The sequence below is a fragment of the Pseudomonas sp. OVF7 genome (genome assembly GCF_030644265.1).
GTDB lineage: Bacteria > Pseudomonadota > Gammaproteobacteria > Pseudomonadales > Pseudomonadaceae > Aquipseudomonas > Aquipseudomonas gorinensis.
Window position 1 is genome coordinate 2501089 of record NZ_CP128996.1, and the last position, 11778, is coordinate 2512866.

Below are 11778 nucleotides of genomic sequence, written 5' to 3' on the forward strand. Positions count from 1 at the left end.
GCTGACTGCCACATCACTATCGGGAGCAAGCCCCCTCCCACATTGAGGCACTAGTGCAATTTAGCGAACACCGTCCTGGCGCAGGGCCGCGGGGGTGAAATCGCTGGTGGTGGCGGTGAAGCCGAAATCATAGGCCTGCTTCTCTTCGTTCTTCATGCCCAGGGCCAGGTAGCGGCCGGACTGCAGGTCGTAGAGCGTTTCCAGGGCGTACCACGGCACTTGCTTGTCGTAGTAGTTCTCGGCATGGGCTTCGGCGACACGCCACAGTTGGCCGCGACCGTCATAGTGATCGATCACGGCCGCTTGCCAGGTGTCTTCGTCGATGAAGAAGTCACGCTTGGCATAGATGTGGCGCTGGCCTTCCTTCAGGGTCGCGACCACGTGCCAGACGCGGCGCAGCTCATAGCGTGCGAGGTCCTGGTTGATGTGGCCGGCCTTGATGATGTCGACGTACTTGAGCTTAGGATCGTCGATTTTGTAGCTGTTGGAGGCGATGTAGATTTCTTTCTTGCCTTCCAGCTTCCAGTCGTAGCGGTCCGGTGCACCGTTGTACATATCGAGGTTGTCGGAGGTACGCAGGCCATCGGCAGCGGTACCCGGCCCGTCATACGACACCTGCGGCGCGCGGCGCACACGACGCTGGCCGGCGTTGTAGACCCACGCCGAGCGTGGCTCCTTCACCTGGTCCAGGGTTTCATGCACCAACAGCACACCCCCGGCCAGTCGGGCCGGCGCGGTCACTTGCTGCTTGAAGTAGAACAGCACGTTGCCTGGGTTTTTCGGGTCGAAGTCCTTCATTTTGTCGCGGAACACGAACTGGTCTTTGAAATACACCAGGCTGAACGAGCCGTTGGTTTGCGGCGTGGCCTGGGTCACCAGGCGGGTCACGCTGCCGCCGCGATAACGGGTGATGTGGTTCCAGATCACCTCGACGCCGCTTTTCGGAATCGGGAACGGCACGGCGGTTTCAAAGTTTTCCAGGCCGTTACCGCCAGACACCAGGTTGGTGTTGGTGGCGTTCTTCTTGATGGCGGCAAACACATCGGCCGGCACGGTGGCGCCGCGATGGGTCGGGTAGACCGGCATCTTGAAGGTGTCCGGGTAGCGCTTGAACATCGCATACTGCCCAGGGGCCAGCTTGTCTTTGTACTGCTCGACGTTCTGCGCGGTGATGGTGAATTGCGGTTGTTCACTGGCGTAAGGGTTGGCCAGGAAACCACGGGCATCGACCGCGCCGGCATTGGTCGGCAGCGGCGACCACTTAGGAATGGTGCCTGCCGCGTTACCGGCCATTTCGGCGCCCATCGGAGTCAGGGTCGTGCCCAGCTTGGCAGCTTCATCCGCCGAGACTGCCGCCATGACGTTGCTCGCCAGGATCGACAGCCCGAGCACACCGACGTGCAACAGACTTTTAGTTATTTTCATGTTCTGGTCTTCCTGAAATGCAGTGTGCTTAGAAGTTCACGCCGAGGCTCAGAGCAACGAAGTCGCGATCATTCACCGTTGAGAAATCACCGCCGAAGAAGTTGGTGTAGTTCAGGCTGGCGGTGTAGGTGTTCTGGTATTCGGCATCCAGGCCCAAGCTGACGGCTTTGCGGCCCTCTTCGAAGTTGGCGCCCGGACCAGGGGAGTAACCCTTGACGTCATGGGACCACGCCACGTTTGGCTTGAGGTTCACGCCTGCGAAGACGTCCGGGTATTCCCAGATGGCACGTGCGCGGTAGCCCCAGGACGTGGCAGTGGTGAAGCCATCGTTATTGCAGTTGGTATTGAGGCTGGAGGCGTTAGCCAGCCCCCCACCCTGAGCAGTCGAGTTGTTCAGCGTAGTACAGAAACCGCCAGGCAACGTACCAGGGCCGAAGACCGGATCACGCCCGTAACGAGCCTCGGATTTGCTTTCCAATCCCCCCACGTGTGTCACACCGATTTCAGCGACGGTGGTCAAGCGGCTGGCGCCCATCACTTGGTCGAAGAAGTGCGTGAACGTGGTCTGGAACTGGGTGACCTCCTTACGGTTGTAGCCATGCAGATCCTGGCCTGGACTGCCTTTCAACACAGAAGCATTCCCGTAGCCTGGCAGCGGCGTGACACCGGCGTAGAGAATGTCGGTGGTGCTCAATTGCACAGGGGCATTAGGGCGATAGCTCAACTCACCGCTCCATGCTGTGCCTGTCGGCAAGGTGGTGGAGAAGCTCAAACCATAAAGGCGAATGTCTTCAGGGTACTCGATGAAATAGTTGGAATTACCCGCGACAACCAGCGGACGCAACGTGCCTGGAAGCCCGATAGGCCCCGTGTAAGCAGACTGTGGCGCGCCCTGCGCACTGAAAATCGGCGCACGGCTGTGGTAGTTCATGAAGTACGCACCGAACTCCGTGTCCAGCGGCTCGAAGTTGTAATGGAAGGCAACACCGAATTGGCCGCTATCGCGCGCGTCACGATCGGCACCACGACGAACGAGGACGCCCTCGTTATTGACATCCACACCATTGGCGGCAAGACCTGGAAGGACAGCCCCCGGCAAGAAGCGTCGACTGTTGAGTACCCGCAGGTTGTCACTGCAGCCATCGGAAACGACGTCCGGCTGCGAAAAGAACGTACCGCAGTTGTCCGTGACAGTCTGGTCCCACTCCAACTGATAGAACGCTTCCGCCGACAGGTTATCGGTCAAGGTTTGCGACACATAGAACATGTTGACCGGAATCAAGCCTTCCTTGATTTCGGCGCCCGGACGACGGAATGCAGACACATCGATCGGGTTGATGGAGTTGATGCCACCGCCGATGAAGGTGCTTTCCCCCCAGCTCACCACCTGCTTACCGAAGCGCACCGCCCCTGGCTGATCTGCAATCGAATAGTTGTGATAAACGAACGCATCGAGAATCTGGCCGCCAGAAGACTTGGCCCCCTCTTTGCGGTTGTTGTCGCTGATGTCCTTGAACTCCCGGCTTTCATCCTTGAGTTCAAAGTCATACCAGTACTTGCCACGCACAAACACACCGGTATCGCCGTACTTCAGTTCCAGGTCATGAATGCCCTTGAAGATTTTCGAGAACGTCTCGCCGCGCTTGAAGTTCAAGTGGCCGTCATCGGAGGTCTGGGACAAGCCCTTGCCGCCGTTGTTGACGCCGATCAGATCGCGGTTGGGCTTGGCTGTCGACCAACTCGCCCCCACCGACAGCGACGAGTCAAAGCTCCCTTCGATTTCACCGATATTGAAACTGACGCCGAATGCGGGCCCGGCGAGCGTAGAGGCGAGACTGACGGCCAGGGGCAGTCGCGCCCGGCGCCAGAACTGGTTTACTGAGGTCATCGACGCTACTCCATGTGCATTATTGTTATGGCAGTGAGTTCTTTCTGTGATGCATGTAACGGCCGGAATACAACGATTCCAATGCCGCCCGGCAACCGGGCCCCCATGGCCCGAAGCGCAACATCCTTGAAAAACTCTGAAGGGGACTATAGCCAGCAGGGGGTACCGCTTGATCCCTCTAAAGTGTGATTTGCACCACCAACCCGTCTACCACAGCCCTTTCGCCACGCCGACGAAGGCCGGCGCGGAAAGGATGGCTGAAAATGGGCAAATCACAAGTGAAGCGTTGAGATAGAGCGCTGCCGTGCCCCGAGGGCACGGCAAATCACCTCAAAGGGTGGACAGGAACGTACTGTTGTTGGCTTGCCATTCGATGATGTCAATGCGGATACGTTTTTTGTCGAGCTTGCCGACACTGGTCTTGGGAATTTCCGTAACAACGGCGATCTGGCTTGGAATCGCCCACTTGCTCAAATGGCCCAATTCGACAAAAGGCTTGAGGTGTTCCTTGAGCTCGCGGGCCCCTATCACATGGCCATCACGCACCACCAACAGGGCAAACGGGCGCTCGCCCCACTGCGGGTCGGCGATGCCCACCACCGCTACTTCGCGTACCGCCGGGTGGCGGCTGACCAGGTCTTCGAGCGCCAGGGAGGAGATCCACTCGCCGCCCGTCTTGATCACATCCTTGATGCGGTCGCGGATGTCGATCACGCCAAACGCGTCGAGGGTGGCTACGTCGCCGGTGTGCATCCAGCCACCGCCCCACAGCTCGGCGCCCTTTTGCGGTTCGTTGTAATAACCCTCGGTCAGCCACGGCGCGCGCAGCACCAGTTCGCCCTGGGACTCGCCGTCGGCGGGCAGGAAATGACCCTCAGCGTCCATGATCGCCGCTTCCACCAATGGCCCGGGCACGCCGGCCTTGATGCGGTAGGTAGTGCGCTCGTCCTCGGTGCCGGCCATCAGCTCGTCATTGAGGTGGGCACAGGACACCAACGGCCCGGTCTCGGACATGCCGTACGCAGCGGTCAGTTGAATCCCACGGGCCTTGGCCGCTTCATACAGCGTGCGGTTGAGGGCACTGCCGCCGATGACGATTTTCCAGCCGCCAAAATCAACGCCCTGGGCCGCCTTGGCGTTGAGCACCATTTGCAGGATGGTCGGCACACAGTGGGAAAAGGTGACCTTCTCCTTGCGCCACAGCTCCACCAGGTATTCCGGGTCATAGCGGCCGGGGTAGACCTGCTTCAGGCCGAGCATGGTCGCCACATACGGCAGGCCCCAGGCATGCACATGGAACATCGGCGTGATCGGCATATACACATCGTTGGTGCCCAGCAGACGCACGCTGTCGACACAGCCCATGATGGTCGCCACGCCGATGGTGTGCAGCACCAGTTGGCGATGGGTGAAGTACACACCCTTGGGATTGCCGGTGGTACCGGTGGTGTAGAAGGTGGTGGCGACGGAATGTTCGTCGAAATCCTGGAAGTCGTACTTCGGGCTGGCAGCGGCCAACAGGGTTTCGTACTCGCCCACCAGGTTGGGCAGCTCGGCGGTTTTTTCGGCCGCGTCAGTCAGCAGCAACGTCTTGTCGACCGTGGTGAGCTGCCCGGCAATGGCCTGGTAGAGCCCCACGAACTCGCTGTTGACCAGCACGAAGCGGTCCTCGGCGTGGTTCATGGTGTAGAGAATCTGCTCCGGCGACAGGCGCACGTTGATGGTGTGGATCACCGCGCCGATCATCGGGATGGCGAACATGCACTCCAGGTAACGGTGACTGTCCCAATCCATCACCGCCACGGTGTCACCGGCCTTGACCCCGGCTTCCGTGAGCACATTGGCCAAGCGCGCGACGCGTTCGATCAGCGTGGGGTAGGTGTAGCGCAGTTTGTCGCGGTAGATGATTTCCCGGGTCTTCTCGTAGCGGGTACCGGACATCAACAGGCGCTTGATCAACAGCGGGTATTGGTAGGCGCCTTCGGCGGGCGGGATAACACGGGTCTGCAACATACGAATCCCTTTTTATGACTGCACGGTCTTGGCTTGAAGACCTGCACTGTAGAGAGGTTATGTTTCAGCCAAATCAGCCAAAGGAATGATTTGTAGAGGCAGGGGAATGCTAGCTTTGAGCCATTATTCAGGAGCGATGGAGGTCCAATGTGGGAGGGGGATTGCTCCCACACTGGATGGTGTTTACTCGAGTACAGCGTTTATTTCGCGCTGGTGAACGCCAGTTTTACCCCAATCGCAATCAACACCGCCCCCATCGTCCGATCAAACCAATGCCCCATCCGCGCAAACCCGGCGCGCACACGCTGCTGGCTGAACAACATCGCCACCAGGCAGAACCACAACGCCGTCGCCACCGCCAGGTACACGCCGTAACCGGCCTGGATCGCCAGCGGCGTGTGCGGGTTGATCACTACGGTGAACAGCGACAGGAAGAACAGCGTGGCCTTGGGGTTCAAGCCGTTGGTGACGAAGCCTGCGGTAAATGCGCCACGCGGCGTGCGCTCGCCCGCTTCGCGGTGCAACTCGCCCTCGGCGGCAGGCTTGGCCGGCTGCGCGCGCAGGGCCTTGAAGCCGATGTACAGCAGGTACGCGGCCGCGGCCCATTTCAGTGCGTTGAACAACACGATGGACTGGGACACGATCAGGCCGATGCCGAGCAACGAGTAACCCACATGCAGGAAAATCGCCGAGCCCACGCCCAGCGCGGTCCAAGTCCCGGCGCGACGGCCGTGGGTCACGCTCTCACGTACCACCACCGCAAAATCCGGGCCGGGGCTGGCCACCGCCAGCAAGTGAATCAGGGCTACGGTCAAGAACTCGGCGGCGTACATACTCACTCCATTAAGTAACGGATTATTTCATCTGATAGGCTCGGCAGATTACGCCTTCGAACCCTGTCGCAAAAGGTACAGTTGATGACGAACAATCGCCGCGCCGTCTTCCTTGATCACCCCTCCCTGGACCTGGGAGATCTTGACCTCAGTGAGCTGCGCAGTCGTTTCAGCGACTTGCAGCTGTTGACGGGCACTACGCCGCAAAATGTGATCGAACGCCTGCAAGGCGCTCAAGTCGCCATCAGCAACAAAATCCCGCTCAACAGCGAAACCCTCGCGGCCTGCCCGGAGCTCAAGTTGATCCTGGTGTCGGCCACCGGCACCAACAACGTTGACCTGGAGGCCGCCCGCGCCCATGGCGTCACCGTAAGCAACTGCCAGGGCTACGGCACTCCGTCGGTGGCGCAGCACACGATCATGCTGCTGCTCAACCTGGCGACGCGCTTGAAGGACTATCAGCAGGATGTGAGCGCGGGCAAATGGCAGCACGCCAAGCAGTTCTGCCTGCTGGACCACCCTATCGTCGAACTGGAAGGCAAAACCCTTGGCCTGCTGGGCCATGGCGAACTGGGCAGTGCCGTGGCGCGCCTGGCCGAAGCCTTTGGCATGCGCGTGCTACTCGGCGCGATTCCCGGGCGCCCTGCCCGTGCTGATCGCGTGCCGCTGGATGAATTGCTGGCGCAGGTCGATGCGCTGACCTTGCACTGCCCGCTCAATGAACATACCCGCGACTTTATCGGCACCCGCGAACTGGCGCTGCTCAAGCCCGGAGCGTTTGTGGTCAATACCGCGCGCGGTGGCTTGATCAACGAACAGGCCCTGGCCGATGCCTTGCGCAGCGGCCACCTGGGTGGCGCGGCGACCGACGTGCTGAGTGTCGAGCCACCGGTCGCCGGCAACCCGCTGCTGGCCAGTGATATCCCACGCTTGATCGTCACGCCGCATAACGCCTGGGGCAGTCGCGAGGCGCGGCAGCGCATCGTTGGCCAATTGGCGGAAAACGCCAGGGGCTTTTTCAGCGGCGCCCCGCTGCGCGTCGTCAGTTGATAAACTGCGCCCCTTTTCAAGGAGCAGACCATGGATCCGCGCAGTGAAGTACTGCTTCGTCAGGCCGAACTTTTTCAAGGCAACCTGTTGCTGGTGGGCTTGCCCGCCGATGACCTGCTCGGTCGCCTGCCCAACGCCCACGGCTGGTGTTGGCATGCCGGCGACCAGGCGGCGCTCGACGCACGCTTCCCGGAGCGCAGCCAGTTTGGCGTGAATGCGCCCGAGCGCGGGTTCGATGCCGCGGTGATCTTCCTGCCCAAGTCCAAGGACCTCACCGACTACCTGCTCAATGCCGTGGCCGCACGCCTGCCCGGCGCCGAGCTGTTTATGGTGGGCGAGAAAAAAGCCGGTATCGAAAGCGCCGCCAAGCAGATGGCGCCCTTTGGCAAACCGCGCAAGCTCGACAACGCACGGCATTGCCAGCTGTGGCAAGTCACCGTGGCCAATGCGCCCCAGGCGCTCGAGCTGGAGAGCCTGGCACAGGTGTTCGATGTACCGCTGGCCGAAGGCCCGCTGAAAGTGGTGAGCCTGCCGGGGGTGTTCAGCCACGGGCGCCTGGATCGTGGCACGGAACTGCTGCTGGAGCATCTGGACAAGCTGCCCAGCGGCCATTTGCTGGACTTCGGTTGCGGCGCCGGTGTGTTAGGGGCGGCGGTAAAGCGTCGCTACCCACACAACACCGTAACGATGCAGGATGTGGACGCCTTCGCCGCCGCCAGCAGTCGCCTCACCCTGGCCGCCAATGGGTTGGAGGCCGAGGTGTTGACCGGTGATGGCATCGACGCCGCACCGATGGGGTTGAACGCCATCTTGAGCAACCCGCCGTTCCATGTCGGGGTGCACACCGATTATTTCGCCACTGAAAACCTGCTGCGAAAAGCGGCAAAACACCTGGCAAAAGGTGGCGAACTTCGCCTGGTTGCGAATAGCTTCCTGAAGTACCAACCGTTGATCGAAGAGCACCTGGGCGTGTGTGCGGTCAAGGCCGAGGGCAATGGTTTTCGCATCTACCGCGCCAAGCGCCCCTGATGGGCATTTGAAAAAGAAGGCTTGCCGAATGGATTTTGCCTAGGCAGAATCCGCTCCGTCCTAGGGGAGTAGTCTCCCACGAGCACCACGCTCGTCCGGCATACGTCAACATACTTGGTCAACAGGCCATGGCGTATGCGATCCAGGAGTCCGCACAGACGGACCGGGGTTTGACAAGACCTATGACACGCACACCTTACCCGGGGCGGGAAGGCTGTACGTGTCATAGCCGTGTCGACCCGCCCCCTGGAAACTACCTGATGCTGGATTCACTACTCGTTCCTACCGCAATCGTTGCCTTGGCCGAAATCGGCGACAAGACGCAACTGCTCGCACTCATCCTTGCCGCGCGCTTTCGCAAACCCTGGCCGATCATCGCCGGCATCATCGCCGCGACCCTGGCCAACCATGCGGCTGCGGGTGCCGTGGGTGCCTGGTTTGGCAGTTTCTTCTCGGATGCGGTGTTGCACTGGATCCTGGCGGCAAGCTTCTGTGCCACGGCGCTGTGGACCCTGGTGCCGGACAAACTCGATGATGACGAAGCCAGTACCACGCGCAAATTCGGGCCATTCCTGACCACGCTGATTGCGTTTTTCCTTGCAGAAATCGGTGACAAGACACAGATCGCCACAGTGATGCTGGCGGCCCAGTATCCGGAGTTGTGGCTGGTGATCATCGGCACCACCCTGGGCATGTTGATTGCCAACGTCCCGGTGGTTCTGGCGGGGAATTTCGCAGCGGAGAAACTGCCGCTGACGTTGATTCGTCGACTGGCGGCTACGGCGTTCTTTGTCCTGGCGATTGTGGCGGTGTACAAGGCCATGCAGAGCAGCGGCTGGATTTAAGCGATCCACTGTGAAAAGGGGCTTGCCCTAATGCCTGCCAGTGAAGGAGAAACACTGTAACTGTGGCGAGCGGGCTTGCCCCGCGTTGGGCTGCGAAGCAGCCCCAATAAGAGCGCTGTAGGGTGCCAGGCAGCTCCGGGGTTGTGTTTTGGGGCTGCTGCGCAGCCCAACGCGGGGCAAGCCCGCTCGCCACAGGTTGCTGTTTGCCCGTTCTATCTCTTAACTGACAGGCGTTAGGGCTTGCCCACCATTGCGGTGCGCCAGTCGATATCTCCACTGGCTTTACACCGCTATCGGGGGCAAGCCCCCTCCCACATTTAGACCTTCACAGGATCAAGATTTTTTGGCCTGCTGGTAGAGCGGCATCACCTTCGGAATCGCTGCCTGCAACGAGGCGATCCGGCTGTCGGAGGCCGGGTGAGTGCTCATGAATTCCGGTGGCGCGCCTTCCGAAGCCTTGGCCATCTTGTTCCATAGCGTGATGGCCGCATTCGGGTTGTAGCCCGCGCGGGCCGCCAGTTCCAGGCCGATCAGGTCTGCTTCGTTCTCATTGCTGCGGCTGTTAGGCAAGGTCATGCCGTAGTTGGCCACGGTGTCGGCCAGCGCCAGGCTGTCCTGGCCCAGGCCGAACAACGCACCGGCGCCCTGCTTGGCCATTTCGATGCCGTAGGCCTTGGACATGGCTTCACGTCCATGCTCGCGCAAGGCGTGGGCGATTTCATGGCCCATCACTGCGGCCAACTCGTCATCGGTGAGCTTGAGGTTGTCGATCAAGGCGCTGTACACGAAGATCTTGCCGCCAGGCCCGCAATTGGCGTTCATTTCATCGCTCTTGATCAGGTTGACTTCCCACTTCCACTGCGCCGCATCCGGGCGGAAGGTGGGCGCCTGGGCGATCAGGCGGTTGGCGATAGCCTGCACGCGCTTGGCGTTGGCGCTGGTCTTGTCCAACTGGCCTTTGCTACTGGCTTCGCCCAGGGTCTGCTGATAGGACTGCGCATACATCTGGTCGACTTCCTGGCTCGACAGCATGCTGAACATATATTGCTTGCGCTCAACCCCAACGGCGCCACCGCTGGTGGTGTTGACCGATTGACACCCGGCCAGCAGTACCGCTGCTGCCAACACACTTACGGCCAATGATTTCTTCATCAACATACTCTCCCTGAAAAAAAGCCCTGAAAACATGGCGCGTATCGTAGGCGGTGAATTGTATCGACGCCAGATACACCAGACGTGTAGCCGCTAAATTTCAGATACATCCCACACCCCGACAACGGCAGCAAGCATTCCATTTGCGACAGCTCGCATTAATTCGTGGAGCAAACCCTCATGCCTCCCGCGGCCATGGCCGATATAAACAAGCAGCCCTTCCCCCCCTGCGCCTGGAGCCTTCATGAAGTTCAAGTCGATTCAGTTTTCCGTCGCCGCACTGGCCGGGGCCATTGTGCTGAGTGTGGTCGCCGTGCTGGTGCTCTACGCCTTGTTTGCCGGCGCCCGCACACAGGAGATGGTGCAGGCCCGCACCCAGGCACAGTTCGAGCAGATCATCGAACATCGCCTCACTGCATTGGCGCAAACCCAGGCCACATTGATCCAGCGAGAACTGGAGGCGCCCCTGGTGACAGCAAGAAGCCTGGCCACCACCAACGCCCTGCTCGGCATGAAAGACGCCAAGGGCGATGCCGCCTTGCAAATTGGCCGCGAACAACTGATCAACCTGCTGCACGAAACCGTGGTGCGCAACCCGAAAATCCTCGGTGCCTATATCGGCTGGGAACCCAATGCGATCGATCACAACGACGCTGCCTACGTGAAAAGCCCCATCGTCGGCATGGGTGTCGACGGCCGCTTCATTCCTTGGTGGTATCGCAACGCGGATGGCAGCCTCGGCCTGGACAAGCTCGCCGATGTCGCTGATCAGAAGATGCTGTCCACGGGCGTGCGCGCCAGCGAGTACTACCTGTGCTCCAAGGAAAGCAAAAAGCCCTGCGCCATCGACCCCGCACCTTACAAGGTCGGCAACGCCATGGTGATGCTGGCTTCGTTTATCGAACCGATCATGATTGACGGCGCCTTCCAGGGCATCGTCGGTGCCGACCTGTCGGTGAACTTCATCCAGGACATGCTCACCAGCGCGGATCAAAAACTCTACAACGGAGCCGGTGAGCTGGCACTGATCTCCAGCAACGGGCGCCTGGTGGCGTCTACCAAGGACCCCAGCAAGCTCGGTGAAAAAGCCTCCGACCTGCTCGACGGCAACGAACTGGCCAATCTCAATCAACTGAAAGTCGGCGAAGTGCGGTACGACATCGACCATGAGCACGGGCATATCGAACTGTTCCTGCCGTTCAACATCGGTCAGACCGACGCGCGCTGGACCCTGATGATGCAGTTACCCCTGAGCGCCGTCATGGCCGAACTGCAAACACTGCAAAGCGACCTGAATACCCAGCGCAAGACCGATATCTTCGGCATGACCATGGTCGGCCTGTTGATTGCTGGCATTGGCTTGCTGGTGATCTGGCTGGTAGGTCACGGCATCGCTCGCCCACTCAAGCAAATGGTGGCGATGCTCAACGACATCGCCCAGGGCGAAGGCGACCTCACGCGGCGCCTGACCAGTGATCGCGCCGATGAACTGGGCGCGATTGCCACCGGCTTCAATACTTTCCTGATCAAGCTGCAGGGCATG

Annotated in this window: 8 protein-coding genes, 1 pseudogene and 1 riboswitch; of the genes and pseudogenes, 4 read left to right on the forward strand and 5 right to left on the reverse strand. The window is 60.3% G+C overall.

Going from position 1 to position 11778, the window contains the following annotated elements:
* Positions 1-60: 60 nt before the first annotated feature.
* The 4 genes from QU606_RS11380 to QU606_RS11395 all read right to left on the reverse strand — a co-directional run bounded on the left by QU606_RS11380 (position 61) and on the right by QU606_RS11395 (position 6159).
* Positions 61-1425, reverse strand: coding sequence for a DUF1329 domain-containing protein (locus QU606_RS11380; RefSeq protein WP_024073504.1), 1365 nt, complete (start codon positions 1423-1425; stop codon positions 61-63).
* 28 nt (positions 1426-1453) lie between these two features.
* A complete protein-coding gene (locus QU606_RS11385) occupies positions 1454-3313 on the reverse strand; it encodes a DUF1302 domain-containing protein (protein ID WP_024073503.1) in 1860 nt (619 codons plus the stop codon).
* Positions 3314-3643: 330 nt separating this feature from the next.
* A complete protein-coding gene (locus QU606_RS11390; RefSeq protein ID WP_069075275.1) occupies positions 3644-5326 on the reverse strand; it encodes a fatty acid--CoA ligase in 1683 nt (560 codons plus the stop codon).
* A 200-nt stretch (positions 5327-5526) separates the two neighbouring features.
* The gene (locus tag QU606_RS11395) at positions 5527-6159 is read right to left on the reverse strand and encodes a LysE family translocator (protein WP_069075274.1); all 633 of its coding nucleotides are present in this window, start codon (positions 6157-6159) and stop codon (positions 5527-5529) included.
* An 84-nt stretch (positions 6160-6243) separates the two neighbouring features.
* Here QU606_RS11395 and QU606_RS11400 point away from each other — a divergent pair, with 84 nt between their 5' ends.
* The 3 genes from QU606_RS11400 (at position 6244) to QU606_RS11410 (ending at position 9083) form a co-directional block, all read left to right on the forward strand.
* On the forward strand, positions 6244-7209 hold the full coding sequence (locus QU606_RS11400; protein ID WP_024073500.1) for a 2-hydroxyacid dehydrogenase: 966 nt from the start codon (positions 6244-6246) through the stop codon (positions 7207-7209).
* A gap of 30 nt (positions 7210-7239) precedes the next feature.
* Entirely contained in the window at positions 7240-8238 is a 999-nt protein-coding gene (locus QU606_RS11405) for a class I SAM-dependent methyltransferase (RefSeq protein ID WP_304998397.1), read from the forward strand.
* A gap of 51 nt (positions 8239-8289) precedes the next feature.
* Positions 8290-8409: riboswitch (yybP-ykoY riboswitch) on the forward strand.
* A gap of 89 nt (positions 8410-8498) precedes the next feature.
* On the forward strand, positions 8499-9083 hold the full coding sequence (locus tag QU606_RS11410; protein ID WP_041160844.1) for a TMEM165/GDT1 family protein: 585 nt from the start codon (positions 8499-8501) through the stop codon (positions 9081-9083).
* 333 nt (positions 9084-9416) lie between these two features.
* Here QU606_RS11410 and QU606_RS11415 read toward each other — a convergent pair whose 3' ends face one another.
* A complete protein-coding gene (locus QU606_RS11415; RefSeq protein WP_041160843.1) occupies positions 9417-10235 on the reverse strand; it encodes a M48 family metallopeptidase in 819 nt (272 codons plus the stop codon).
* A gap of 1330 nt (positions 10236-11565) precedes the next feature.
* On the opposite strand from QU606_RS11415, the pseudogene QU606_RS32885 reads away from it, so the two are divergent.
* A pseudogene (locus QU606_RS32885) lies at positions 11566-11760 on the forward strand (HAMP domain-containing protein); the annotation flags it as partial.
* Between the last annotated feature and the right edge of the window lie 18 nt (positions 11761-11778).